This is a genomic window from Klebsiella sp. FDAARGOS_511 (assembly GCF_003812845.1).
Lineage (GTDB): Bacteria > Pseudomonadota > Gammaproteobacteria > Enterobacterales > Enterobacteriaceae > Klebsiella > Klebsiella grimontii.
Genome location: NZ_CP033824.1, coordinates 5717424 through 5743888 on the forward strand (window position 1 = coordinate 5717424; position 26465 = coordinate 5743888).

At 54.9% G+C, this 26465-nt stretch carries 26 protein-coding genes and 2 pseudogenes; 21 read left to right on the forward strand and 7 right to left on the reverse strand.

Translation table 11 applies throughout. The annotated features are described in order from the left end of the window. The 8 genes and pseudogenes from EGY08_RS28710 to EGY08_RS30865 form a co-directional block, all read left to right on the forward strand. On the forward strand, nt 1–1065 hold the full coding sequence (locus EGY08_RS28710) for a hypothetical protein (RefSeq protein WP_123829283.1): 1065 nt from the start codon (nt 1–3) through the stop codon (nt 1063–1065). Beyond that, nucleotides 1065–1397: a hypothetical protein gene (locus tag EGY08_RS28715; RefSeq protein WP_123829284.1), complete on the forward strand. Its 333-nt coding sequence runs from the start codon at nt 1065–1067 to the stop codon at nt 1395–1397. The genes EGY08_RS28710 and EGY08_RS28715 overlap by 1 nt, the downstream gene beginning before the upstream one ends. Nucleotides 1398–1485: 88 nt before the next feature. Continuing rightward, nucleotides 1486–2715: a GIY-YIG nuclease family protein gene (locus tag EGY08_RS28720; RefSeq protein ID WP_032419941.1), complete on the forward strand. Its 1230-nt coding sequence runs from the start codon at nt 1486–1488 to the stop codon at nt 2713–2715. Between the two features lie 61 nt (nt 2716–2776). Beyond that, complete coding sequence (locus EGY08_RS28725; RefSeq protein ID WP_123829285.1) at nt 2777–3433, forward strand: Gp138 family membrane-puncturing spike protein; 657 nt, start codon at nt 2777–2779, stop codon at nt 3431–3433. Continuing rightward, nucleotides 3430–3783, forward strand: coding sequence for a hypothetical protein (locus EGY08_RS28730; protein WP_123829286.1), 354 nt, complete (start codon nt 3430–3432; stop codon nt 3781–3783). The genes EGY08_RS28725 and EGY08_RS28730 overlap by 4 nt, the downstream gene beginning before the upstream one ends. Continuing rightward, a complete protein-coding gene (locus EGY08_RS28735; RefSeq protein ID WP_049073642.1) occupies nt 3783–4982 on the forward strand; it encodes a baseplate J/gp47 family protein in 1200 nt (399 codons plus the stop codon). Before EGY08_RS28730 ends, EGY08_RS28735 begins: the two co-directional genes overlap by 1 nt. Beyond that, entirely contained in the window at nt 4979–5755 is a 777-nt protein-coding gene (locus EGY08_RS28740) for a DUF2612 domain-containing protein (protein WP_123829287.1), read from the forward strand. The genes EGY08_RS28735 and EGY08_RS28740 overlap by 4 nt, the downstream gene beginning before the upstream one ends. After that, nucleotides 5755–6012, forward strand: a pseudogene (locus EGY08_RS30865) (hypothetical protein); the annotation flags it as partial. The gene EGY08_RS28740 and the pseudogene EGY08_RS30865, both read left to right, overlap by 1 nt. Before the next feature lie 47 nt (nt 6013–6059). Here the strand turns inward: EGY08_RS30865 and EGY08_RS28750 are convergent. Beyond that, a protein-coding gene (locus tag EGY08_RS28750; RefSeq protein ID WP_096913407.1) for an IS3 family transposase occupies nt 6060–7261 on the reverse strand; the annotation gives its coding sequence in 2 pieces (ribosomal slippage) (nt 6060–6946 and nt 6946–7261; 1203 coding nt in all). Between the two features lie 733 nt (nt 7262–7994). On the opposite strand from EGY08_RS28750, the gene EGY08_RS28755 reads away from it, so the two are divergent. From EGY08_RS28755 to EGY08_RS28775, 5 genes are all read left to right on the forward strand, one after another. Continuing rightward, a complete protein-coding gene (locus EGY08_RS28755; protein ID WP_075209411.1) occupies nt 7995–8180 on the forward strand; it encodes a hypothetical protein in 186 nt (61 codons plus the stop codon). A 28-nt stretch (nt 8181–8208) separates the two neighbouring features. Further along, the gene (locus tag EGY08_RS28760; protein WP_228712766.1) at nt 8209–10197 is read left to right on the forward strand and encodes an SGNH/GDSL hydrolase family protein; all 1989 of its coding nucleotides are present in this window, start codon (nt 8209–8211) and stop codon (nt 10195–10197) included. A 5-nt stretch (nt 10198–10202) separates the two neighbouring features. Continuing rightward, nucleotides 10203–11003 (forward strand): hypothetical protein, encoded by an 801-nt coding sequence (locus tag EGY08_RS28765; RefSeq protein ID WP_123829288.1) that lies wholly within the window; start codon nt 10203–10205, stop codon nt 11001–11003. A gap of 116 nt (nt 11004–11119) precedes the next feature. Then, entirely contained in the window at nt 11120–11359 is a 240-nt protein-coding gene (locus tag EGY08_RS31345; RefSeq protein ID WP_123829289.1) for a hypothetical protein, read from the forward strand. Continuing rightward, nucleotides 11359–11685, forward strand: coding sequence for a hypothetical protein (locus EGY08_RS28775; RefSeq protein ID WP_123829290.1), 327 nt, complete (start codon nt 11359–11361; stop codon nt 11683–11685). Before EGY08_RS31345 ends, EGY08_RS28775 begins: the two co-directional genes overlap by 1 nt. A 54-nt stretch (nt 11686–11739) precedes the next feature. Here the strand turns inward: EGY08_RS28775 and EGY08_RS28780 are convergent, their stop codons facing one another. The 4 genes and pseudogenes from EGY08_RS28780 to EGY08_RS28795 all read right to left on the reverse strand — a co-directional run bounded on the left by EGY08_RS28780 (nt 11740) and on the right by EGY08_RS28795 (nt 16961). Beyond that, entirely contained in the window at nt 11740–12840 is a 1101-nt protein-coding gene (locus EGY08_RS28780) for a tyrosine-type recombinase/integrase (RefSeq protein WP_094963460.1), read from the reverse strand. A 163-nt stretch (nt 12841–13003) separates the two neighbouring features. Beyond that, a pseudogene (locus EGY08_RS28785) lies at nt 13004–14095 on the reverse strand (AbgT family transporter); the annotation flags it as partial. Nucleotides 14096–14205: 110 nt separating this feature from the next. Then, nucleotides 14206–15651, reverse strand: a complete 1446-nt coding sequence (locus EGY08_RS28790; RefSeq protein ID WP_004119635.1) for a M20 family metallopeptidase — start codon at nt 15649–15651, stop codon at nt 14206–14208. After that, nucleotides 15651–16961 (reverse strand): M20 family metallo-hydrolase, encoded by a 1311-nt coding sequence (locus tag EGY08_RS28795; protein ID WP_087828188.1) that lies wholly within the window; start codon nt 16959–16961, stop codon nt 15651–15653. Before EGY08_RS28795 ends, EGY08_RS28790 begins: the two co-directional genes overlap by 1 nt. Nucleotides 16962–17127: 166 nt before the next feature. Between EGY08_RS28795 and EGY08_RS28800 the strand changes: the two genes are divergently transcribed. Together EGY08_RS28800 and smrA are read left to right on the forward strand one after the other, a co-directional pair. Further along, complete coding sequence (locus EGY08_RS28800) at nt 17128–18036, forward strand: LysR family transcriptional regulator (RefSeq protein WP_004119644.1); 909 nt, start codon at nt 17128–17130, stop codon at nt 18034–18036. 82 nt (nt 18037–18118) lie between these two features. Continuing rightward, on the forward strand, nt 18119–18682 hold the full coding sequence (gene smrA, locus EGY08_RS28805) for a DNA endonuclease SmrA (RefSeq protein WP_049112153.1): 564 nt from the start codon (nt 18119–18121) through the stop codon (nt 18680–18682). Here the strand turns inward: smrA and EGY08_RS28810 are convergent. Continuing rightward, nucleotides 18679–19485 carry an IclR family transcriptional regulator domain-containing protein gene (locus EGY08_RS28810; protein ID WP_004119646.1) on the reverse strand — a complete coding sequence of 269 codons (807 nt, stop codon included), beginning with the start codon at nt 19483–19485 and terminating at the stop codon, nt 18679–18681. The two genes, smrA and EGY08_RS28810, sit on opposite strands and share 4 nt — an antisense overlap. A 167-nt stretch (nt 19486–19652) precedes the next feature. Here EGY08_RS28810 and EGY08_RS28815 point away from each other — a divergent pair, with 167 nt between their 5' ends. Genes EGY08_RS28815 through pcaC form a run of 6 tightly spaced genes read left to right on the forward strand, consistent with a single transcriptional unit; the run spans nt 19653 to nt 24711 of the window. Next, a complete protein-coding gene (locus EGY08_RS28815) occupies nt 19653–20339 on the forward strand; it encodes a 3-oxoacid CoA-transferase subunit A (protein WP_087828187.1) in 687 nt (228 codons plus the stop codon). A gap of 10 nt (nt 20340–20349) precedes the next feature. Further along, a complete protein-coding gene (locus EGY08_RS28820; RefSeq protein ID WP_004119648.1) occupies nt 20350–21006 on the forward strand; it encodes a 3-oxoacid CoA-transferase subunit B in 657 nt (218 codons plus the stop codon). A 10-nt stretch (nt 21007–21016) separates the two neighbouring features. Beyond that, the gene (gene pcaF / locus EGY08_RS28825) at nt 21017–22219 is read left to right on the forward strand and encodes a 3-oxoadipyl-CoA thiolase (protein ID WP_049115851.1); all 1203 of its coding nucleotides are present in this window, start codon (nt 21017–21019) and stop codon (nt 22217–22219) included. Nucleotides 22220–22228: 9 nt separating this feature from the next. Next, the gene (locus EGY08_RS28830; protein ID WP_049123315.1) at nt 22229–23581 is read left to right on the forward strand and encodes a 3-carboxy-cis,cis-muconate cycloisomerase; all 1353 of its coding nucleotides are present in this window, start codon (nt 22229–22231) and stop codon (nt 23579–23581) included. After that, the gene (gene pcaD / locus EGY08_RS28835) at nt 23571–24338 is read left to right on the forward strand and encodes a 3-oxoadipate enol-lactonase (RefSeq protein ID WP_123829292.1); all 768 of its coding nucleotides are present in this window, start codon (nt 23571–23573) and stop codon (nt 24336–24338) included. The genes EGY08_RS28830 and pcaD overlap by 11 nt, the downstream gene beginning before the upstream one ends. Continuing rightward, a complete protein-coding gene (gene pcaC, locus EGY08_RS28840) occupies nt 24328–24711 on the forward strand; it encodes a 4-carboxymuconolactone decarboxylase (RefSeq protein WP_004119652.1) in 384 nt (127 codons plus the stop codon). Before pcaD ends, pcaC begins: the two co-directional genes overlap by 11 nt. Before the next feature lie 83 nt (nt 24712–24794). Here pcaC and fumA read toward each other — a convergent pair whose 3' ends face one another. After that, nucleotides 24795–26450 carry a class I fumarate hydratase FumA gene (gene fumA / locus EGY08_RS28845; RefSeq protein ID WP_123829293.1) on the reverse strand — a complete coding sequence of 552 codons (1656 nt, stop codon included), beginning with the start codon at nt 26448–26450 and terminating at the stop codon, nt 24795–24797. Nucleotides 26451–26465: the final 15 nt, after the last annotated feature.

Consider the following 26465-nt stretch of genomic DNA (forward strand, 5'->3'; position numbering starts at 1 on the left):
ATGTCTCAAAACTGGATGCGGCATTTCGAGTTGCAGCTTGTTGACTCGAAAGGCAATGTCACCGACTTCGGTAGTTTCAAAGTCACGTTTACCATTGACTGGTTTAACCTCAGTAGCGAAACCCGCGTAGGCACCTTCAAGGTTTATAACCTCGCCGCGGATACCGTTAACCGTATCGTCGGCGATGAATTTACCCGCATCAGGGTGATCGCCGGCTACGACGGGATAGCGGCCGATGTTTCGGAAAGTCAGGTTGGTGTAGCAAGGACGGTTAACCCTAATGAGATAGGGCAGATGGACGGCCGAAATTATGGGCTTATCTTTGATGGCGAGATCCGCTACACCATCACAGGAAAAGACAACCCCATCGACAGCTTTGTGCTTATCCAGGCTGCTGATTCTGACCGCGCATTTGCCACCTCTATTACGGCCCAGACACTGGCGGCCGGGTATACGGTTGCCGACGTCAATGCGGCGCTGATGAAGGACTTCAACGCCAAAGGAGCGAAGGAAGGGAATACGCCAGCCATGCCGGCTACGGTCTTCCCGCGCGGTCGGGTTCTGTTTGGCATGACGCGTCACCTCATGGATAACGTAGCCGATCAGTGCCAGGCTGACTGGATGTTTGTTGATGGCAAGCGGGAGATGGTGGCGAAAAACGAAGTGGTTCACGATGCTATTCAACTGAACAGCGCCACCGGTTTGATCGGCATGCCGCAGCAGACCATCGGTAGCGGTGTCAACGTTCGTTGCCTGATTAACCCTAACATTCGCGTCAATGGGCTGATCGAGCTGAATCAAGCTTCTGTGTTCCGTACCGTGCTGGGGAATAACGATATCGCCATGACGCAAGGGCGTATCACTGACCAGAACAACAACGGAAACATCACCATTGAAGGAACGACCGCACAGCCTGCCAGTATTGCGACTGACGGCGTTTATATTGTGCGTGGCATTATGTACACTGGCGACACAAGGGGCCAGGCGTGGTACATGGATATGATGTGTGAAGCGCGTGGCGCGATGGATCTTGTTTCCTCATCGGCGAGGGAAAGAGGGCTTTAATGAAAATTTTCTGTTTGGCGTTGTTCTCGGTGACTTCAACCCCAGTAATGGCTGCAATTCAGTGTGGAAATTATGTGATGACAGGTGATGGAATGACCGTTATCAACGGAGAAACAGTCACATCTCAGAAAATAAAGTTTTTGGGTAAGAGTGGCGACTACGCGAACATGAAAATGGACATGGGCCTTATGCCTGCGCGTGATGGCAACAACTATGGCTTTGAGTTTGTAAAGCGCGACGGAAAGGCATTCCTCAACGTCCAGCTACTGCAAAACAGCATGGATGCCCCGAAGATCATAGGTTCCTTCCCCTGCAAAAAGGTCTCTGGCTAAGCTATAAGGCCGCCTTGGTATGGCGCTCCAAAGGTTAGATCCTGTATATTCCAGATGATTCTAATTGTTAATTCTGGGGTAACTGTAAATGGAAGCGCTGTATCCAATATTGATAGTCTTAGGAGTGGGGGCTGCTATAGGTGCTTATATAACTTATAGGTATTTGATAAGCAAACATAAAAAGGTTGTTGAGTATCTTGAGCTAAGGAATCAAAAATCACTGGCGGCTGAAATTGAAGAAAAAGAAGAAGTAATTGAAAAGTATAAGAATAAAGATATTGCTCGTGAAGTTGAGCATAACAATCTGAAAAACGAGCTCAGGCAGATTATCGAGATAAATAGGATAAAAAGTAAGGAAATCCTCGGTAAGGCTGTCGATTTTGCGTTTGATTTTGAAACCATATTCCGTGAACAGCACCACTCAGCACAAGAAGAGATACAGAAGGTTCTTGATGATACCTACCGATACAAACGTAAGACCCTTCTCGCTTCTGTCACTCTGAGAAACTTCGAGAAAAAACTCGAAGATATCAGAAGAGAAAAAGCAATTTACCAGACGTTAATTGCTAAATATGATTTCTTCCAACTACGCGACCATTCTGACTGGAAGGTGGTAGAAAAAGAATTTAGGGATAAGGTCCTGGAACTGCAGGCTGCACAGGATGAGCGTGACGCCCAGAATGAAATTAAACGTCAAATGCGAGAGGAAAGGCAGCGTGCTGAAGAGTTGGAAAGGCAGCAACAAGAAGCTGAAGCCAAAGAGCAAGAGCTTGAAGCACGGCGCAAAGCAGTAGAAGAAGCGCTATTGGCTGCTGATGAAGAACACCGCCAGGAACTAGAAGAAACCCGCCGTCAGTTGGAGCAAGAGATTGAGGACGTTCACAAGCAGTATGAGCGAGCGAAATCAATGGCTCAGATGACTAAACAGGGCCATGTTTATATCATTTCAAATATCGGTTCATTTGGTGAAAATGTATTCAAAATAGGCATGACGCGCCGCCTTGAGCCACTCGACCGAGTAAGTGAGCTAAGCGGAGCAAGCGTGCCATTCGAATTCGATGTGCACGCAATGATTAGCTGTGACGATGCGCCAGCCCTTGAGTATGCATTGCATAACAAACTAAGCAGTGAGCGAATGAATAAGGTTAACCTTCGCAAAGAGTTCTTTAAAACGGACTTAAACAAAATAATTCAGTGCGTTGAGGAGCATCACGGTAAAGTTGAATACGTTGCAGATCCCGCTGCATTGCAATACTACCGCTCTCTTGAGATAGCAGAAGAAGCCCAAAATAATAAAGAACTATTAGTTGCGTCTTAGATTTTACTAATACATAAAACAGACCCGCTTCGGCGGGTTTTTTAATGCCCGGAGTAAAGTAATGGCGATATCCGATAAAACCCGAAGTGGCGCGCTGGCGGAGGTACTGGCGTCTGAGCGAAAGGTGCTCAGCGAGCAAATGCGTGTTGCAATGCCCGGTATCATCCAGTCTTTCGATCCTGATGCTGTGACGGCTCTTGTTCAGCCGGCGATCCGCTACATCGAGCGTGACAACGACGGCAATACGTCAACGCAGGATTACCCGCTGCTGGTGGATGTTCCTGTCGTATTCCCTCGCGGTGGTGGCTGCACGCTGACATTTCCCGTTAAAGAAGGCGACGAATGCCTGGTTATCTTTGCCGACCGCTGCATTGATTTCTGGTGGCAGAGCGGCGGCATACAGGAGCCGGTAGACGGGCGTATGCATGATTTGTCTGATGCGTTCTGTATCGTGGGCCCGCAGTCGCAGGCGAAGAAAATCAGCGGTATCAGCACCACGGCCGCGCAGCTGCGTACCGACGACGGCGCCGCATTCATTGAACTGGCCGCCGGCGGCGCAGTGACCATCACCAGCCCACAGATAACCATCAACGGACCCCTGCAGGTCAATGGCGAAATCACATCAACCGGCGATCAGGTCGCTGGTGGCATCAGCCAGATCGGTCATACCCACGGCGGCGTTGAGCCTGGCGGTGGTAGCACAGGGGTACCGCAATGAGATATCGACGAGAGGATGATGACGGTGATTACACATTCGGCCAGGGCGATGATACCTGGCTGGTGAACTCTCCGGAGGTCGTCGCGCAGGCCATAAAAACGCGATTCCTGCTCTGGTACGGTCAGTGGTTCCTCGACACAACTGAGGGAACGCCCTGGATTCAGTCAGTCCTCGGCAAACAACGACCGGATACCTATAACCTGGCTATCCGCCGGCGCATCCTGGAAACGCAGGGCGTTAGCGGCATCACCGAATTTAACACCGAAGTTGATGGCCGTACGCGGCGTGTAACGTTCACAGCAACGGTGGAAACCATCTACGGGACAACCACAGTAACCTCGGAGGCGTAATGTCTTTGGACCTCGACACACTCGGCTTATCGGCAACGGTAACCGCTGAGGGGATAAGTGCGCCCGATTATCAAACGGTACTGGATACCATAACGGGATATTTTCAGCAGATTTACGGCAGTGATTCCTATCTCGACCCCGACAGCAAAGACGGACAGATGGTGGCGCTGGTGGCTCTGGCCATTCACGATGCCAATAACACCGCCATAACAGTTTACCGCTCTTTTTCCCCGTCAACGGCACTGAATGACGCACTGACGAGCAACGTTAAAATTAACGGTATATCTCGCCGGGCTGCGACAAATTCTACAGTCGATGAATTGCTGGTGGGCGAGCCAGGAACGATCATCACAAACGGTTCTGTTAAAGATACTAACGGTATCATCTGGAACTTTCCTGCACAGGTAGTGATCGGTATTGATGGGACGGCGATTGCTACAGCTACGTGTACCACTCCGGGAGCGGTTGCTGCGTTGGCTGGTTCAGTTAATAAAATTAATACCCCGACACGAGGATGGGTGTCAGCGACTAACCCGCTAGCGGCCACTGTGGGTGTCGCTGCTGAAACTAATGCTGAACTACGTGTGCGACAATCTCAGAGCGTTGCGTTGCCGTCTGTCACGCCATTTGAAGCTGTTGACGGAGCGATAGCAAATATTGAGGGCGTAACGCGTCACAAGCTGTATGAGAACGATCAGGACACACCTGATGCTAATGGCCTCCCTCCACACTCGATAGCCGCCATTGTCGAAGGAGGTGACGCAACAGTCATTGCTAACACTCTTCGCGGAGTTAAAGGTCAGGGTTCCACACCATTTGGTAGTACGGTAATTATCGTTCCAGATAAGTACGGGAGCCCTCACCCTGTCGGATTCTCACGACCAGTTGATGTTCCTGTTTTTGTGAAAATTACCATCAGTCCACTGACGGGATACACCTCGCAGGTAGGGGACGAGATAAAAGCAGCCGTGGCTGCGTATATCAACTCGCTGGCCATTGGCGCCAGTGTCCTGCTGAGCCGCATTTACTCTCCGGCAAACCTGGGCGTAGTTAGCGGCGGAAATTCCAGATATTACGACATTACCGAATTGCTGATTGGTACCTCTTCGGCAGGAGTGGCAGCGACCAATATCGTAATAGATTTCGATCACTCCGCATCCTGCAGGGTTGCGGACATTAATCTGGAAGTGTCTGTATGAGTAAATACACTGACAGGATAACGAACTATCACGCAGGGAAACCTAAGTTTTTTGCACACATCGACCTCTCAACGCGACCGCTAATCGACGTTTCAGCTGCAATGACAAGCATGATTCATGATTTTGACATTGATACCGCCATCGGCCAGCAGCTGGATATTTTGGGTGAATGGATAGGCCGCAAGCGCAGGGTCAGGACGCCTATCTCTGGCGTGTATTTCTCGTGGGATACAGAAAAACTTGGCTGGGACCAGGGCGTCTGGCAGGGACCTTTCGATCCTGATGATGGGTTTCTTGACCTGAGTGACGAAGTTTATCGACTGGTGCTAAAAGTCAAAATTGCTATTAATAACTGGAACGGGCAGAACGACACATTGCCTAAGATTCTCGACAATGCCCTGACAGGATCGGGTATTCGTATGGCAATTGTCGATAATCAGGATATGTCCATTTCTATATGGATACTTCCTGACCCTACGGTTGTTATCAGTGAAATTGACAGGATGATTCTCGATAGCGCAGTTAATAAGGGGCCATTCATCGCATTACCTCCCGGTTACATTCCATCTCGCTATGACCTGAATCCCATCGATCAGGTTAATGCTGAACTATGGTGGGCTATCCAAAACGGATATATGACAGTTAAAGCTGCGGGTGTAAAAGTGAGAGAAATACAGATTCCGTCAAATGGTGGCTATTCTTTTTTTGGTTTTGATGTAGATAACGAATATATATCCGGATTTGACTCTGGAAACTGGGGAGAAGATTTATAATGCCTACCAATGATTTTAAAGCTTTTGCAACTGGAAACAGCGCAAACGTAATTTCTCAGGCTGATTATTTAGCCCTTGCTGCGTTAGTTAGCGGATTTTCATCTGGTAAGGCTTCTTCAGCACAGGTGAATAAAGCTCTCAGGCAGGCTACGGTAATGGCTAACGTCCTTGCTCAATTTATCGCAGACTCAGCAAATGTAGATGTGCTGGATAACGGTAATACAGCAGCAATTCTTTCTAACCTTAAAAATAGTATGCCAGGTCGCTGGATTGGCCCCTATATTTCCAGACACTTTTTATCGCTTTACCCATTACTGGTTCGCCGCCGCAGATATTCCCGTGGCGAACGATATCCCAGTGCACTGTGCGGATGCCATTCGTTGTAATGTTCGAAGGCCTCCGCAAGGTTCTTTGCCGCTGTTAACCCGTCAGGTTTTGGCATGATGCTGATGTAGTCGCGCTTCATCGTTTTCACGAAGCTCTCCGCCATTCCGTTGCTTTCTGGACTACGTACCGCCGTATGTTTTGGCTCCAGTCCTACCATTCTGGCGAACTGACGCGTCTGATGAGAACGGTAGGCTGAACCGTTGTCTGTCAGCCACTCAACGGGGGATGTCGGCAGCCTGTTACCGAAGCGACGCTCTACTGCACCCAGCATGACGTCCTGCACGGTTTCACTGTCATATCCACCGGTACTTGCCGCCCAGTGAAGTGCCTCGCGATCGCAACAGTCCAGTGCGAACGTGACCCGCAGTTTTTCACCGTTATCACAGCTGAACTCGAAGCCGTCGGAGCACCACCGCTGGTTACTTTCTCCAACGGCCACTTTCCCTCTATGCGCCCGCTTCGAGGGCGGTATTGCCGGTTTACGCTCAAGCAGCAGCGCATTCTGACGCATGATGCGGTATACGCGTTTGGCATTGATCACCGCCATGTCGTCAGTTTCTGATTGTCTGCGCAGCAGTGCCCATACACGACGATAACCATAGGTGGGCAGATCGTCGATAACGGTATGGATACGAGCCAGCGCTTCAGTATCATCAGGCTTGCGCTTGCACCGACGATCCTGCCAGCCCTTCGACCGACGGGCCATGGCATGCAGTTGCGCACGTGAGACCCGGAGGCAACGACTGACAAGGCTTATTCGCCATCCTCCGGCAACAAGGGCACGTGCGCTATCCACTTTTTTTGTCGGCCATATTCAACGGCTTCTTTCAGCAGCTCGTTTTCCATGGTTTTTTTGCCCAGCAGGCGCTGTAACTCTTTAATTTGCTTCATTGCAGATGCCAGCTCCGACGCGGGTACAACCTGTTCACCCGCGGCAACCGCAGTGAGACTGCCTTCCTGATATTGCTTACGCCACAGGAACAGCTGACTGGCAGCAACGCCATGCTGACGGGCGACCAGCGACACGGTCATTCCGGGCTCAAAGCTCTGCTGAACAATGGCGATTTTTTCCTGAACGCTGCGCCGTCTGCGCTTCTCTGGACCTAGAACATCAATCATTCGGACTCCAACGACTAGTCTAAAACTAGTATTAAGACTATCACTAATTTAAGTGATACCAACTGTCTGGAGATTCATGGGGCCAGTCTAGTCGCCTTCTGGGTGTGCAAGTTGTTACCAGTAGCGCGCTAATTACTAAATCAGCCGGTGCAAAAAGATGGCGCATCAGAGCTCTGGGAGCGGGGGCTGGAAGTTCTGCTGCTCCGGCTACCGCCGCTGGGCAGGTTTCGATAAGTAATGGCGGCGGGGCTGGCGCATATGCTGAGGGCATCTACGATGTATCCGCATTATCATCGGTCACGGTGACGATTGGCAGCGGTGGCGTGGGTGGCACAGCAATTTCACCAAACGGAGGGGATGGTGGGACAACATCCGTAGGTACTCTTATCTCAGCACCTGGAGGCAAGGCTGGATTGCCAGCAGGACCGGCCAACCCTCCATTCCAGCCTGTGGCAAATACAAACTCAAATAGCCCCACAGGGTGGAATATTATAGGTACTTCTGGATCTGGTTCTGAGGCAGCTGTGGCTGTATCCACCAGTTACGCCGCAGGATCTCGAGGTGCAAATAGCCAGTTAGGGGTTGGTGGTTCTGTTCCGGCGATTAATACGCCTGCAAATACCGGTGGCGGTTATGGCTCTGGTGCATCTGGCTGTTCTAATGGTGAATCCCAACCTTTAAATCCCGGCTCATCAGGCCGCGACGGGGTTGTTATTATTGAGGAGTATGCATAATGGATAATAATGCATGGGCAGTCATTGATAGTGATGGCATTGTCGTAAATATTATTGTATGGAATGGGGCGAAGGAATGGCTGCCGCCAGAGGGGATGACCGTTATTAATTGTGGTGATAAGCCATTTAGCATAGGAGGCTCATATAAAAATGGCATTTTCACGCCTCCAGCATTAAGTCAATAATTTATTATACTCCACCTTTGGTGAAACTATGACTCAATATAATACGGGTAATGCTGTCCCATCATCAGACATGCCTGATGCATGGGATAATAACGCGACAATTGATATTTTTGTTAACTCACCCGATTTTAGTGTAACAACGAGAACCGGAATTGAGCGCGACACTATGGCTGGTATAGAGCAAAAGTCTGCCGATCAGCGCGAGCAAATAGCAGCAGATGGTGCTGCTGTTGTAGAGGCAACACGGCAGAACCTGATCCCCCTCAGTCGTCAGTATATGACTCTGTCAGCCGCTCAGGCTGATATTGTAAATATCCCGGATGGATCGACGACCTATGTTCGCAGCGCTGATGACAGCGCGCTTGCTATTGAGGTCATAAATACTGCCGGGACACTGGTGCCGACCGGCAGGGTAATGCCGTCACAGGAAGCCATAAACGCAGTTTTAAATTTCATCAATCAATTTGTTGTGAGTGGTGACGTCAGTGATAACTATTTTCCGTTTTTCACTGATGGTGCTGATAATGTTCCTGTCTGGTGGGATGATGGTTTCGCGGTATCACGAATTTCATTAGCTCTCTATCAGATGATTTATGATGACGTTCATTCTCGGCTGGGTGATGCACTTAATTCTCAGATAGATGATGTATCAAACGCTTTCTTTCCTCTGTTTATTGATACCAATAATAACGTTCCGGTTTGGTGGGATAGTGGATTCGATGTATCTATTCTTTCCGAGAGTTTTAAAACAAAAATATGGAACTATATTAACTCCATTATTTCACCCGCCCTTAATAAAGCGGTCCCGCTTGTATCGGCGGGATTCGTTCCGGGCATGACTGATGGTGCTGATAACGTACTGTTCTGGTTTCAGGATGGAAAATTTGATGCTGGCGGGGTCGGCCCAAATATCAGCGCGTCACTGGCCAGCGCATACCAGCGCCGCATGTATACCGCCTATTACAACATGCCTTTGCATACCGACAGTCGCACGCTGTGGCGCTGGAAAGCGAAGAAAGCGCAGCTTAAGGCGGGTCTGGCTGTCCGCCCGCACTTCATGCTGACCGGCGACAGCTGGACGCAAAATAACGAACTGGCAACCGCTATTGCGGGACTACTGCACACTGATTACGGAGATGCCGGTCTCGGCTGGCGCACCGCAAACTATGGTGCTGCGCGGGACGGTTCGAACGTATACCGCTCTGCGGGATGGGATTTATATGATGCCACTCCAACAAGCGGAGCACCACTTTATGGATGCGGTATTGACGGCCAGTCAATTAATACCACGACAAACACTGCCTATTTCAACGTGACGAACGTTCGCTGCACGGATTGCAGTATTTACTACCAGGACCTTAACGGAAAATTCCAGTACGGATACGATGTGGGCGGTGTCACGCAGTGGACTGAGGTTGTCTGTGGGAATACCGGCACTACTAAATCTGTTTTGCTGACGGGACTGACGGATGATGTTAGGACGATTTACGTCAAAACTGACGGTAACGCTGGGCGTGTGGCCATCCACGGTTTTTATCTCTGGCGTAGCGGTGTTGCTGGTTGTGTGATGAGCAAAGCCGGAAACTCTGGGATTCTGGCGGATCAGTTCCTGCTGTTCTCCGACAAAATCGCGGAGTACCTGAGCACAATGCAGCCAGACGTTATTTGCATCGTCCTTGGTAACAACGACTACCGCATTTCAACCGGAACCCAGACATTTCGCACTGCGCTGCAAACCTATATGGCCGCCTGTCGCGCTGTACTGCCTGACGTGGGTTTCATCCTCATGGCTCCACCGAGAACCAACGGCACCGCGGTAACACCGCTCGTTGATTTCCGTGACGTAATGTACGACCTCTCTCAGACGCTGAACTGTGAGTTTTTCAGTATTTATGACCTGTTCGACACCTGGACGGAAATGAACGGGCTTGGCTGCTTCATTGATAACCTGCACCCGAGCACCGTTGGCGGAAACATGATCGCTTCATCCCTTAATAACGCGCTGATTAAAGGCTAAAAAATATGAGCACAATTTATATTCCAAAACTGGGCGACATTGTTATTCCAGGAAGCCACCCCAAAAAGGGGCATTTTATGCTGCCCGATTTGCCTGTCACTACCGGACTGAAGGGTATGCATGTCCAGGGCGGCAATGCCGCGCTGAGCATCAGGAATCTGGCTGACAGCGCCACTCCGCTGACCATGGTAGGCACACCGACAATTTCCCCGACCTTTGGCGCTGTGTGTAATTTCAGTAACTGTTTCGATACAGGCAGGGTGTCTACCAGGAACCAGACCCATATCGTGATCTGTAAGCCGGTAAAACCGACGGCGGCCACCGAGCAGCAACAGGCGTTCATGATGGGGAACTACAATTACTCGGGCTCACCGATCGTCTACCGGGGGGATGGCCTTGCTTTCATGTTTTCGTCGCAGAGTTTGTATGGTGCCTTTGTTGAAGACAACAATGCCACCCCGACTAACATGATTAATAATTTCACGACCAATTATGACGTGACGAAATGGGCGGCCTTTGTGTCACTGATTGACGGCGATAATAACATTGCCAGAATCGGTGGGCGGCAGGGAGGTGCGCTTGCATGGCAAGGTTCACGTACGCTAACCAACAGGACTGCATACACTGGCAGAACCATCAGGATAGGGTCGCATCATGCTGGTGCAGCGTATCCAGCCGGAGCGGATATCACTATGGGCATGGAGCTGATTTTTGAAGCAGCACTAACCCAGGCCGAAGTAGCATCTGTTATCGACAGCATCAGTGCGTATCTTAATGCGGCATGGGGCATTAACGATTTGGGTTAATACAGTGATTGTAGAAACTTGCAGCTGCCATGAAAATTGATAGCCGCAACCTCTCTTGATCTTCCCTTTAAACAAAATTACTGTATGCATAAACAGTATTTATGGGAGGGAAGATCATGCTTCGACAATCAGATATCAACCAGGCATTTCGGGAGGCAATTCTTCGTAACTCGAAAGGCTATCAGTATCTATACACGCGAGACTTCATCTCTTCTTTGATGCTGCGGGGCATTCACTTCTCAGAGTCAGAAGCTAACTGCTGGATTGAGCGTTATCAGAGTTGCTTCGCTGACAAAACTCCAGAGCACACAGAAAACCGGTTGTGGATTCTCCGCAACATGGGGAGGGTTATGTAATGACTGCCAGCTATTTTCCTTCACCGGCCGCCGACTACGTTGAGCAGAGACTGACTGTAACGGCTGCGTGCAACATTGGCGCGAACTCTCAGATTATAGAGACTGATCGCGGCTTCGTTGTTCTGGACGTATCGTTAAAAGTGACACAGGGAAGTGTTGTGCTTATCCGTTGTGCGGGCGAACTGCAGTTTGCAAAGCTGATGGGGCAGTCGTTCATCACAGTGGAAGGAGAGAGCATCGAAGGTGAGGCGCTGGAAGACGTGGAAGTACTCGGAGTCGCAACGCACGTGATCAACGATATGAGGCAGGATGATAGTCCTGTTTGATGGGCCCCACCAGACAGTCGCACGTCGAGTCTGTCTGAGTGAGGGGCTGGCGCTTTACTTAATACCTTTATTTTTCTGTAATTTGTCAAATTTATCGTGAAGCGTTTTCGGAAATAGCTCAGTGTAGACCTGCCACAAGATATTCAGCGACCGATGGCCGGTGACCTGCGCTACCTCCTCAATGCTGAACCCCGCCTCAAACAGCCGACTCGCCCCCTCGCGGCGTAGGTCGTGATATCTCAAATCCTCAATCCCCAGCTCATCGCGAACGCGCCGATACATAGCAGTTATGCTTTTCGGGTTGAAAGGAAACACCCGATCGTCAATATGAGGCTGCATCTTCAGTATTCGCCATGCATCCCCAAGTAAGGGGACTGACATGTGGTTTCCTGATTTTTTCCTGGGATCTTTGCGGTCTCTTACAATAACGGAATGTTGCTCCTCATCTACATCACTCCATTGAATACGGCAAACTTCACCTATACGCATGCACGTCAGGATTGAAAACATAAAAATCTGATGAAGCGGGGCGCCGGTGTAGGCGGTTTCCGCTTTTATTTTTAGTACGTTATATAACTTTTCAACTTCTGATGATTCAGGCCGCCGACTTCGTCTCTGTGAAGGTGAAGCGAGCCCCATATTTCTTATCCATACCTTTGCATCAACCAGTTCATTCAAGTCAGTCGTGACACCAAATAACGGACGCGCAGACTGTAAAACGACACTTAGATAGGATACATCCTGAGAAATGGTGGAGGGGGACAGGCCCTGCATTTTCCGCATCTGGCAGTGCTCGATAATGTCTTTAGACTTTAAATCGGATATTTTCAACTCCGCGATCGGGGAGCGGGATAGAACGCGAAGGGAACTTTTCTTTGATGAGCCGATTTTTATGTTTGGATGATTCTCATATCTGGACAGCAGGTCGCCAACAGTGATGATTGTCTTATCGAGGTGCTGCCCGGACTCTCCGGGGGTGCCATGTTCCTCGATGTGCGCAACACGTTTGGCGCCCCATGATTTAGCCAGGGTATTTTTCGAGAAGGTTTGATTTTCTCGATACACATACTTTCCGTTTTTCTTAACCGCTACTGTACAACGATAGCGGGCCGTGCCGTCACTACGCAGTCTTTTCTCTATGGTGAAGAAGGCCATACCCCTGCTCCTTACCTAAATTTCATGGGGTGCTGTGTGGGGTGCTGATGATAATAAAACGGAAGGAAATAGGCAAAAACAATCCATAATAATACTGGCGTTAAATACAGTATTTTAATGTAACAAATTGATTTTAAAGTATATATTATAATCTGTGTTTTTTGTGGCTTCGATTAAACATGGCGACGAACTGGGCCAGCGGGAAGACCATCACGATAAAGCCTGCCATCTCCTTCATCGGCTCAATCATCAACTGCGGCAGATCGGCCTGACGGCGAATTTTGCCAGTGGCAATGCCGTAAGCCAGTGAAACGACGAAGAAGAAAAAGATAATGAGCGGGACGATGCCTTTTATAAACGGCGAAGGCATCACGGTATGCTTGATGGGATCGCGCAGAATACCGTTTTCCGGCACGACCATCAGCGCGATAACCGCCACAAATAACAGCGCGGCCACGCCAGCCACGCGCAGGCCGAAGCGCTGTTCCGGCGTCAACGCCTGCAGCGTTTCATCGCTGTTGCCTTGCCATTGACCTAACCGCGGTTCCACCAGTTTATCGGTAATCAACCCGCCAACCAGCGTGAGAACGATCACTGAGGTTGCCATAAAATACCAGTTATCAATAACGCTGACGTGGAGCGAGGCGTCAAGGGTTTTTGCCGCTTCGGTGCTGATGCCAGAGAGCAGGACATCGGTAGTAACGATGAGCAGATTGGCCGTGAAGCCGCAGCCGACGCCGGCGATGGCCGCCAGCAGCCCGGCAACCGGATGGCGGCCGACGGCGAGGAACATCAGGGCGCCCAGCGGCGGCATAATCACCAGCGCGGCATCGGAGGAGATATGGCTAAAGAAAGCGATAAACAGCACCATATAGCTGGCGTAACGGGCGCTAACGTGCGATGACATTTTCACCATCAGCGAAGGCAGTAGGCCCACGCGTTCCGCAAAGCCGGCCCCCAGCACCAGCGCCAGAATAGCCCCTAGCGGCGCGAAACCGCTGAAGTTCTTAATGACGTTCGGCAAAAACCAGTGTAATCCCTCAACGCTGAGCAGGTTTTTCACCACGACTCGCGCGCCGTCGGTGGGGTTCTGTACCCCGATATTCAGCGCCGACAGGATGGCGGTGGCGACCATCAACGCCACAATCAGATAGATAAAAAGTAAAAACGGATGCGGGACCTTGTTACCTATTTTTTCAACCCAGCCATAAAGCTTACCGGTGGGGGAAGGCGACGGTATGGATGACATACTCATGGGCGTTCCTCAGTTGTCGTTGTTGTGTTGGTTGTCTCTTTACCCCAGGACGTGTCAGCCGTTGTTTTTTTGCGCTTAACGCGTTGCCGTACGCCATCCACGGGCTTTGATTATTTTAAAATCGAAGGCTTGACCTCCTGCGGAATGGGGCACCGGTAGGGCCTTTCGGCTAAGACTTGTTCCAGCTCCTGCTGGCTGGCTGTTAATAACGCCCTGTCACTGAACAGACGAATGGCCGTCGCGCCCAGCACTTTCCCCGCCAGCAGCATCCCTTTGTGGGCGATGGAGGATCTGCCCTGGCTCACCAATTGCCAGGAGTGTAGCGGCGTCCCGACGGCAAAGCAGGGGCTGAAGCACTGGGCCACCGGCGCTTTCCAGCTCACGTCGCCGACGTCGGTAGACCCCGCGAGGATGTTGTCCGTTGCCGCCCAGGGCGCCACTTCGTCAATCAGGATCGTCTCGCGGTGGCGGCGGGCGAACGCTTTCCCCCCTTCGCCACCGGTGTCGGCAATGTTTTTCAGGCTGTTATTGATATCGTTCGCGCTCAAGGTGGCGCGAATTTCAGCGGCGAATGCGCGCTCTTCCGCGCACCAGGGCGGCGTGCCGTAATGGCATATCGCCTGATACATCGCCGCTTCCAGCGTGCGGTTGGGGAGATAGCTGGAACAGGCTTTTTCGACGCGGCAACTGACGCTGGTCTCGGTCATCAGCGCGGCGCCCTGAGCAATTTTTTCGATCCGCGCGAAGATTTGCTGGGCGTCGGCCATTTCCGGGGCGCGAATGAGATACAGCACCTCCGCCTGCGCCTGAACAACGTTGGGGGAGACGCCGCCGGTATCGGTGATGGCGTAGTGCACCCGCGCCTTTTCGATAATGTGTTCGTTAAGGAAGTTGCTGCCGGTGGTCATCAGCGTCACGGCATCCAGCGCGCTGCGGCCAAGATGCGGTGAGTTTGCCGCATGCGCCGCGGTGCCGGTAAACCGCCACGCCGCCTGAATGTTGGCAAGGGTGCTGGTGCTGAACATCCCGGCCCAGGCTTCCGGGTGCCAGGTCAGGGCGGCATCAACGTCATCGAACAACCCCTCACGGACCATAAAGGTCTTTCCGGAACCGCCTTCCTCGCCGGGACAGCCATAGAAGCGTAGGGTACCGGTGCTGCCTTGCTGCTGTAGCCAGTTCCTGGCGGCGACCGCGGCGGCGAACGCCGCCGTACCGAGCAGATTATGCCCGCACCCGTGGCCGTTTTCTCCCGGCGTAATAGAGGTGGGTTCCGCGCAGCGGGCCTGTTGGCTGAGCCCCGCCAGAGCGTCAAATTCGCCGAGCAGGGCAATCACCGGCTGGCCTGCGCCAAAGCTGGCGATAAAGGCGTTGGGGATCCCACCCGCATTGCGGGTCAATTGAAAACCTTCCGCTTCCAGCGCATCGGCTAAACGCGCGGCGGACCAGAACTCCTGAAAGCGGGTTTCCGGATGATCCCAGATATCATCGGCTATGGCGCAAAAATCGTTGCGTCGTCCCTCAATAACGTCATCGACAAATCGGTAAACTTTTTCCATCACACGCCTCGCTGCCAGGGAAAGTAAAGGGCGACGCGGGCCAACGTTGCGACTGCCAGGGTCATCACGTTTTCGTCGAAATCGAATTTTTCATTGTGGTGGCCGGCGCTCAGTTCGGTGCCGAAAATCATGTATGAGGCGAGACCGCCGCGCTCCTGGACCCGGGCCATCATCAGGGTGGCATCCTCGGAACCCGCCGGGGCAGCGATACGATCGACGGCCTGTTTAACGCCGGGGACCTGGGCCGTCTGCTGGCGCAGATAGTCCACCCACGCCGGCGACGGAGCGCTGGAGGTGGCCGCACCCATCAGCTGCAGCTGGTAACGGGCTTCATACATTGTCGCCGCGCCGGCGATCGCCTGCTTGGCCCGCTCAAAGACGTACTGGTTAATGACATCGGTTTCGCCACGGGTTTCGACTTTTAATCGCGCGGAAGAAGGAATCACGTTACGCCCGGTACCGGCCTGCATGACCCCGACGTTAACCCTTGACGCCCCGGCGCTGTGGGGCGCGATGGCGTGCAGGGCAAGGGCGGCCTGAGCCGCCGCCAGTAACGCGTTACGGCCATCTTCCGGTTTACCGCCCGCGTGGGCGGCGACACCGCTGAACAGCACATCAAATTTGGTGGTGGCCATAAAGTTATCGCCGCCGCAGACGACGGTGCCGGAAGGGACGCCGGTACCGATATGAATGGCGGTGAAATAGTCCACGTCATCAAGCACGCCCGCCGCCACCATAGCGCGCGCGCCGCGGGTACCTTCTTCCGCCGGCTGGAAAATTAGCTTGATCGTCCCGTTGAGCTGCGCGGCATACTCCTTGAGCACGTGAGCCAGCCCCAGTCCGATCGCGGTATGGCCATCGTGGCCGCAGGCATGCATCATACCGTCGTTGCAGGAGGCAAAACGATCGCGATGCGGACGGTGACTATCGTCATGTAGCTCGTTGAGATCGAGCGCATCCATGTCGACGCGAAACGCCAGCGTAGGCCCCGGTCTCCCAGTGTCGAGGGTCGCCACCACCCCGGCGAAGCCGCCTTCAAACGCCGGCAGCCAGCGTTCCGGTGCACCCTGCGCGCGGGCGCGCTGGAACGCCTGCCTCAGGGTCTCTTCATCAGGTAGGCCCATACGGCTATCGGCATCGATAACGTCGCGACCCAGCGCCAACTGATAACCCAGATCGTCAAGTATCTCCGCCACCTTGCTGGCGGTGCGGAACTCCAACCAGCCGGATTCCGCATGCAGGTGAAAATCGCGACGCCATTCGGCCATTTTTGGCGCCAGCTGGTTGATGAAATCATAAAGTTGCGGCATAACCTTTCCCGTTATAAGCAAAAACTGTGATGGCGTTCACGAAGTGATAGCCTTTACTTATCGCTTATCACTTTCATGCACTCTCATCCTTAACCTGCCACAGCACGATCGATTACAGTAGATGTCATTTTCTTCTGTCTGATAAACACTGGTTATCACACACAACATGTCATTTCAGATTAAATTTCACCACATTCGCGCCTTCGTTGAGGTCGCGCGCGAAGGAAGTATTCGCGGCGCCAGCCGGGCGTTGGCGATTTCGCAGCCGGCGTTGACCAAAGCGATTAAAGAGCTGGAAGAGGGGCTCTCCGCGCAGCTGTTTGTGCGCCGTAGCCAGGGGGTGGCGCTGACCGAAAATGGCGAAAGCTTTTATCAACATGCGAGCCTGATCCTCGAAGAGCTGCGGGTGGCGCAGGATGAACTGCTGCAACGTCAGGGCGAGCAGGCCGGGCAGATTAATATTGGCCTTGGCGCCAGCGTAGCGCGTTCGCTGATGCCGTCGGTTATTTGCCGCTTTCATCAGCAGCATCCGCTGGTGAAGGTGCGGATTATGGAAGGACAACTGCTGGCGATGATTAATGAACTGCGCCAGGGTGAGCTGGATTTCACCATCAATACTTACTATCCCGGCCCGTACGATCATGAATTCAGTTTTGAAAAGCTATTTGAGAAACCCTTCGCGGTGTTCGCCCGCGCCGGTCACCCGGCGGCAAAAGCCACTTCACTGACGGCGTTGCTCGATCGCCACTGGACGATGCCGACGCCGCGCGGTAGCTACTTCAAACAGCTGCAGGAGATGTTTAACCAGGCCGGGCTGGCGCCAAAGGTGGATATTGTTTGCGAGACCTTCTCTTCGTGCATTAGCCTGGTGGTGAAAAGCGATTTTCTCAGTATTCTGCCGGTCGAACTTGGCAACGACCCGATGATGGCGGATAAGCTGGTGATGATCCCCATCCGTGAAGCGTTACCTAAAGCCACCTATTTTCTGATTCAGCGCCGCGATACGCGGCAGACGCCCTTAACCGCATCATTAATCACGCTGTTTCGTCGTCAGAGTCGACAACTGTTTCCATAATCGAGCAGGGGTGGTTAAACGCGTTGAGGAGGCGCCGCGAGGCGGCTATAGTAACAACCCGGCAGTAGCTGGAGGAACGCGCATGAACCTTGACGACAAATCCCTATTTCTTGGCGCCATGGAGGACGTTCAGCCTCTGAAACGTCATAACGATGTTCACTGGCATCCCGAGCGTAAGACCCGCCCCGTGCAGCGGGTTGACACCCTGCAGCTTGATAATTTCCTGACCACCGGTTATCTCGATATCGTGCCGCTGGCAACCGCCCTGGAATTCAAGCGCGAAGGCCTGCAAAGCGGCGTGCTGGAGAAGCTCCGCCGCGGCAAGTACGGCCAGCAGGCAAGCCTCAATCTGCTGCGCCAGCCGGTCGAAAAATGCCGACAAATGCTGTTTGCCTTTGTGGTTCAGGCGCAGAAGGAAGGGCTGCGAAATGTGCTGATCGTTCACGGCAAAGGGCGCGACGATAACGCCCACGCCAATATTATTCGCAGCTACCTGGCGCGCTGGCTGGTGGAGCTCCCGGAAGTCCAGGCGTTCTGCGCGGCGTTACCGCACCACGGAGGCAGCGGCGCCTGCTACGTGGCGTTGCGTAAATCGACGGAGGCTAAGCAGGAAAACTGGGAGCGCCACGCTAAACATAGCCGCTAGCGCATCAGCAGCGTCAGTTCCCGGGCTGCTTTTTGTAGCTCGGGTAACACCCGCGTAAGCATCTCTTGCGCGGAAACCTGCCCGGCGTGCACGCCGACGTTAAGCGCCGCCTGAATCTGCCCCTGGGGGTTAAACAGCGGCACCGCCAGCGAGCGCAGCCCCATCTCCAGCTCCTGATCGTTAAGCGCGTACCCCTGCTGATGGACGCGTTTAAGCTCGGCGCGCAGCTTGGCGACGGAATCGACGGTTTGCGGGGTATAGCGAATCATGGTGACCCGGCCCAGCATATCGTTCAGCTTCTCCTCCGGCTGAAAGCTCAGTAGTACGCGCCCCATCGAGGTCGCCCAGGCGGGCAGACGGCTACCGATATCGAGATCGATGGTCATAATGCGCGAGCTGGATGCGCGAGCGATATAAAGAATATCGTCGCCGTCGAGAGTGGCGATTGAGCAAGACTCATTGAGCATTTCGCTTAAATGCTTCAGCACCGGCTGCGCCGAGCGCGCCAGCGGCGTGGAGGCCAGCCAGGCGTGGCCCAGCGCCAGAATTTTAGGCCGCAGCTGGAAATTTTTACCATCTTCGGCGTACACAAAGCCCAGTTTGCTCAGCGTATACAGGCAGCGACGCACCGCCGCGCGCGGAATGCCGGTCTTCTGGCTGATTTGCGAAATAGAGAGCAGCGGGCGCTGCGGCGTAAACGCCTGGATCACCTCCAGCCCGCGCGCCAGCGAAGCCATAAAGTTCGGATCGCCCTTAAACGGGTCGCTATCGCCCGTTAGTAAATCGTCTGGATGTTTCTCCATTCTCTTCTCCATATTTGCCGCCGATCACATTCTTTCGCTAAACATACACGATGTTCGATTATCGCACCATATTTCGATTATCGCCCTTGACCGACATCGTTAAGCGGGTCACATTTTGTGCGAACAACGAATAAAGGTGCGATTACCGCACATACAGGAGCGACCTGATGATTGATAAAAGCGTGTCGACGCTACGTGATGCCATCGCTGGGATCCACGACGGAGCGACCATAATGATTGGCGGTTTTGGCCCCGCCGGGCAGCCGACGTACCTGATAGATGCTCTGATAGAACAGGGGGCCCGCGATTTAACCATTATCAACAACAATGCGGGCAACGGCGAAGTCGGCCTGGCGGCGCTGCTGAAGGCCGGTCGGGTGCGCAAAATGATCTGCTCGTTCCCGCGTCAGGTCGACTCGCAGATTTTCGACGATCTTTATCGTCGCGGCAAAGTTGAGCTGGAGCTGGTCCCGCAGGGCAACCTCGCCGCGCGTATCCAGGCGGCAGGTGCGGGCCTCGGCGCGGTATTTACCCCCACCGGCTACGGCACGCCGCTGGCGGAGGGGAAAGAGACCCGCGAGATTGATGGTCGTCATTACGTTCTCGAATATCCCATCAAGGCTGACTTCGCGTTGATCAAAGCCCACCAGGGCGACCGCTGGGGAAACCTGGTGTATCGCAAAGCGGCGCGCAATTTCGGTCCGATTATGGCGACCGCCGCCAAAACCACCATTGTGGAAGTTTCGCAGCTGGTGCCCCTCGGCGAGCTCGACCCGGAAAGCATCATTACCCCGGGAATTTTTGTTCAGCGCGTCTACTCCCTGGAAAACCTGACTGCCGCTAAAAGCGCCTGAGGAACCCGTAATGCAAAAACTGACTCGCGATGAAATGGCCCAGCGCGTAGCCCGCGATATTCCCGAAGGCGCTTACGTCAACCTGGGGATCGGCTTACCCACCCGTATCGCCAACTACCTTCCTGCCGATAAAGAAATCTTCCTGCACAGCGAAAACGGCCTGCTGGGAATGGGGCCAAAGCCGCGGCCTGGCGAAGAGGACCCGGAGCTGATTAACGCCGGAAAAGAGTATGTGACTCTGCTGCAGGGCGGCTGCTATTTCCACCACGGCGACTCCTTCGCCATGATGCGCGGCGGCCATCTCGATATCTGCGTGCTCGGCGCCTATCAGGTTTCCGCCAGCGGCGATCTGGCGAACTGGAGCACGGGCGCGCCCGACGCGATTCCGGCCGTCGGCGGGGCGATGGATCTGGCCATTGGCGCTCGTCAGGTCTTCGTGATGATGGATCACCTGACCCGCGACGGTGAATGCAAGCTGGTCGAGCACTGTACCTACCCGCTGACCGGCGTCGGCTGCGTCAGCCGGATTTACACCGACCTGGCGGTTATCGATATCAGCGAAAGCGGTCCGGTGGTGCGGGAAATCTTCAACGGCCTCTCTTTTGAGGAACTGCAGCGTATCACTCCGGTGGCGCTGACTTTTGCACAACTGGCGGAAAGCGCGTAAGGAACCTATGATGAATCAGGCATTTATCTGTGATGCGGTGCGGACGCCGTTCGGCCGCTTTGGCGGTACTCTGGCCACCCTGCGCGCCGACGATCTGGCGGCGCTGCCGCTGAAGGCGCTGCTGGAACGCAACCCGGGTCTCGATCCGGCGCGTATTGATGATGTGATTTACGGCTGCGCCAACCAGGCGGGAGAAGATAACCGCAACGTCGCGCGCATGGCGCTGCTGCTGGCCGGGCTGCCGGAAAGCGTACCGGGCAGTACCGTTAACCGCCTGTGCGGTTCGAGCCTTGATGCGATCGGCATCGCAGCGCGCGCGATTAAAAGCGGCGAAACTCAGCTGATGATTGCCGGCGGCGTAGAAAGCATGTCGCGTGCGCCGTTTGTGATGGGCAAGGCCGAAAGCGCCTATAGCCGCACGATGCGGATGGAAGATACCACCATCGGCTGGCGCTTCATTAACCCGCAAATGAAAGCGCTGTACGGCGTGGATTCGATGCCGGAAACGGCGGAAAACGTGGCGGACGATTTCGCCGTTTCGCGGGCAGATCAGGATGCGTTTGCGCTGCGTAGCCAGCTACGTACGGCGGCGGCGCAGGAGGCGGGGCGTTTTGCCGACGAGCTGATCGCCGTCTCGGTGCCGCAGCGCAAGGGCGAACCGCTGCTCTTTAGCCGCGATGAGCACCCGCGCAGCACCACGGCGGAGGCGCTGGCCAGGCTTCGCGGCGTGGTTCGTCCCGACGGTACGGTGACGGCGGGTAACGCCTCCGGCGTTAACGACGGCGCCTGCGCGCTGCTGCTCGCCAGCGAGCAGGCGCTGGCCGCCAATGATTTACGCCCGCTGGCCCGTGTGGTGGGCGTGGCGACGGCAGGAGTGGCGCCGCGTATTATGGGATTTGGCCCGGCGCCGGCGGTACGTAAGGTGCTGGCGCAAACCGGCCTGACGCTTGGGCAGATGGACGTCATTGAACTGAATGAGGCTTTTGCCGCTCAGGCGCTGGCGGTCACCCGCGATCTGGGCCTGCCCGACGATGCGGCGCACGTCAACCCTAACGGCGGCGCGATTGCCCTCGGGCACCCGCTGGGGGCTTCCGGCGGTCGTCTGGCAATGACCGCGGCGTATCAGCTGCGCCGTACCGGCGGGCGCTATGCGCTGTGCACCATGTGTATCGGCGTCGGTCAGGGGATCGCGCTGATTATTGAACGCGTTTAAGGAGCCATAATGAGTTTGTTGACCCCGATGATGCGCACCAGTCCGCTGACCGCCTGGTTCAGCGATGCGCAGCGGGTGCAGGGGATGCTGGATTTTGAAGCCGCGCTGGCGCGCGCCCAGGTCGAATGCGGCCTTGTGCCGCAGGCGGCGCTTAATACCATTATCGAGAGTTGCCGGCACGAAAACATCGACTTTGCCGCGCTGGGGCAGGCCGCCGCCAGCGCCGGAAATCTGGCGATCCCGCTGGTCAAACAGCTGACCGCGCGGGTTAAACAACGGGATGAAGCGGCGGGGCGCTACGTGCACTGGGGGGCGACCAGCCAGGATGCTATCGACACCGGCTTTATCCTGCAGCTGCGCGGCGCGCTGGCGGAAACGGAGTCCCTGCTGCAGCAACTGCTCGATGCGTTGGCCAGCCAGGCACAGCGATATCAGGATACGGTGATGCCGGGCCGGACCTGGATGCAGCACGCGCTACCGGTGACCTTTGGCCTTAAGCTCGCCGGGACGCTGGATGCGCTGCTGCGCTGGCAGACGCGCTTGCGGGAAATGCGTTCACGGGTGCTGGCGCTGCAGTTTGGCGGCGCGGCGGGCACCCTGGACTCCCTTAAAACCCATGCGCCGCAGGTCGCCGTCGCGCTGGCGAAAACCCTCGACCTGCAGCTGCCGGACACGCCCTGGCATAGCCAGCGCGACCGGCTGCTGGAGGTGGGGGCGTGGTACGCGGGCGTCTGCGGCACGCTGGGTAAATTCGCCAATGATTTTTCGCTGCTGATGCAAACCGAAGTGGCGGAAGTGGCGGAGCCGGTCGCTGAAGGGCGCGGCGGCTCATCCACCATGCCGCATAAACGCAATCCCATCTCCTGCGCCGCTATTTTGACCGCCGCTCAGCGTACGCCAGGACTGGTGGCAACGCTCTATGCCGGGCAGATTCAGCAGCACGAGCGGGCGCTGGGCGGCTGGCAGGCCGAATGGGAAACGCTGCCGGAGCTGATAACTCTCGTCGGCGGCGCGCTGGCGCAGAGCGAAGCGCTGGTGCGCGATATGCAGGTCTTCCCGTCTAAGATGCGCGCCGACCTCGATATCACCCATGGCCTGATTATGGCCGAAGCCGTCACCCTGGCACTGGCGGAGTTTGTCGGCAAAGCCGAGGCTCATCATCGGGTTGAGGCGCTGTGTCGCCAGGCGCTGGATGCGTCACGTTCGCTGTTGAGCGTGCTAGAAACCGATCCGCTGGTCAGCGAGCATCTCTCCGCCAGCCGTTTAACCCAACTGCTGGATCCGACCACGGCGACCGGCAGCTCAGCACTCTTCGTGCGCCAGGTTGTGGCGCGCTATAAGGAGCAACGTCATGAATGTTGATTATCAGATAGACGGGCCGCAAGACGCGCCGGTCATCGTTCTCTCTAACTCGCTGGGCACCACCCGGACGATGTGGCAGCCGCAGCTTGAGGCGTTAACGCAGCATTTTCGCGTCCTGCGCTACGATACCCACGGCCATGGCGCCACCCGTAAAAACGGTAAAGTGACGCTGGCGCAGCTCGGCGAAGATGTGATTGCGCTGCTCGATCATCTTAATATCGCTAAAGCCTGGTTCTGCGGGATTTCTATGGGCGGGCTAACCGGCCTGTGGCTGGGGCGCTTTGCGCCGGAACGCTTTCACGGCCTGGTCGTCGCCAACACCGCGGCGCGGATTGGCGATCAGGCGGGCTGGCTGTCACGCGCCCGCGCGGTGCGTCAGGAAGGGATGGAAGTGGTCGCCGCGGGCGCCGCGGATCGCTGGTTTAGCCACGCCTTTCGCAAGAAGACGCCGGAAGTGGTGGAAGCGCTCTGTCACCAGTTGACCCATATTGATGCTGAAGGCTATGCGGCCTGCTGCGAAGCGCTGGCTGCCGCCGATCTGCGCGCAGAAGTCGTACAGATCCCGATTCCGGTGCTGATCGTCGCCGGAGAAAGTGACCCTGTCACAACGGTGACGGATGCCGACTTCCTGCATCAGCAGATCCCGGTCTCCGAAGTGGTCGTGCTGGCGGCATCGCATTTATCGAATATCGAAGCGCCGAAAGCGTTCAGCTCGGCGCTGCTGGGTTTTATTCAGGGAGGAAAGCATGGACGATAAGCAGCGTTATCAGCGGGGAATGGAGGTACGGCGCAAGGTGCTCGGCGATGCTCATGTCGATAAGACGCTGGAAAAGCTGACGCCGCTTAACGAATCATTTCAGGATTTCATTACCCGCTACGCCTGGGGAGAGACCTGGACCCGGCCGGGGCTCGATCACCATACCCGCAGCATGATCACTATCGCCATGCTGATCGCCCTGAACCGCGAAGCTGAGCTGAAAATGCACCTGCGGGCGGCGTTTAACAACGGGGTTACCCGCGATGAGCTGAAAGAGCTGATTATGCACTCCGCGCTCTACTGCGGCCTGCCCGCCGCCAACGCCACGATGCATCTGGCACAGCAGGTATTTGACGAGATGGATGCCGTTTAGCCGCCACCCGGCAGGTTTGTCGCTCCTCGCAGGCCGTCATGCGACGGCCTGCGACAGTTACCCGCCCCTGGTGGCGGGTAATATCATTCTCTTTGCTGCGAACAGCCTGCGCACTGTTTATTCTGGATCTGCTGGAAGAAGTCATTGCCTTTGTCATCCACCAGAATAAACGCCGGGAAGTTTTCCACTTCGATTTTCCAGATAGCTTCCATCCCCAGTTCAGGATAGGCCACACACTCCAGGCTCTTGATACTCTGCTGCGCCAGCACCGCTGCCGGGCCGCCGATGCTGCCGAGGTAAAAACCGCCGTGCTTATGGCAGGCGTCGGTGACCTGCTGGCTGCGGTTGCCTTTGGCCAGCATCACCATGCTTGCGCCGTGGGATTGCAGCAAATCGACGTAAGAGTCCATGCGGCCAGCGGTGGTGGGGCCAAGGGAGCCGGACGCATAGCCTTCCGGGGTTTTCGCCGGACCCGCGTAGTAGATCGGGTGATCTTTGACGTACTGCGGCAGTTCTTCACCGTTATCGATAAGCTCTTTCAGCTTCGCGTGGGCGATATCGCGGGCCACAATAATGGTGCCGTTGAGCGTCAGACGCGTCGAGACCGGGTGGGCGGAAAGCTGGGTCAGAATCTCGCTCATCGGCTGATTAAGATCGATGCTGACGACCTTGCCTTCACCCTGCTGGCGCAAATGTTCGGGAATATACTGACCCGGGTTGCTCTCCAGTTTCTCAATCCAGATACCGTGGCGGTTGATTTTGGCTTTGATATTGCGATCCGCCGAGCAGGAGACGCCCATGCCCACCGGGCACGACGCGCCGTGGCGCGGCAGGCGGATGACGCGAATATCGTGCGCGAAGTATTTGCCGCCGAACTGCGCCCCGAGACCGAGGTTTTGCGCCTCAAGCTGCAGCGCCTGCTCCAGCTGAATATCGCGGAAGGCCTGACCGTGCTCGTTGCCTTCGGTCGGTAGTTCGTCGTAGTAGTGGGTAGAGGCCAGCTTAACCGTTTTTAACGTCGCTTCTGCCGAGGTACCGCCAATCACAAAGGCAATATGGTACGGCGGGCAGGCGGCGGTGCCGAGGGTACGCATTTTTTCAACGAGATAGTCTTTCAGCTTCGCCGGAGTGATTAACGCTTTGGTTTCCTGATACAGATAGGTTTTGTTAGCCGAGCCGCCGCCCTTGGCCATACAGAGGAATTTATATTCATCGCCGTCGACGCTGTAGAGGTCGATCTGCGCGGGGAGGTTAGTCCCGGTATTAACCTCTTTGTACATATCCAGCGCAGCGTTCTGCGAATAGCGCAGGTTATCCTCGGTATAGGTGTTATAGACGCCGCGGGCGAGGGCCGCTTCGTCGCCGCCGCCGGTCCACACGCGCTGGCCTTTCTTACCCATAATAATCGCCGTGCCGGTATCCTGGCAGGTCGGCAGCACGCCTTTGGCGGCGATTTCAGAGTTACGCAGGAACTGCAGCGCCACGTACTTATCGTTATCGCTGGCTTCAGGGTCGAGAAGGATCTGCGCGACCTGTTTTTGGTGGGACACGCGCAGCATAAACGCCGCATCGTGGAAAGCCTGTTGAGCCAGAAGGGTGAGGGCCTGAGGGGCTACTTTGAGGATCTCCTGGCCTTCGAATTCGGCCACGGAGACATGCTCTTTGCTCAGCAGATAGTATTCAGTCTTATCTTTTGCTAGCGGAAACGCTTCCTGATAGACAAACGGTTTAGTCGACATTGTTTTGCTCCCTAA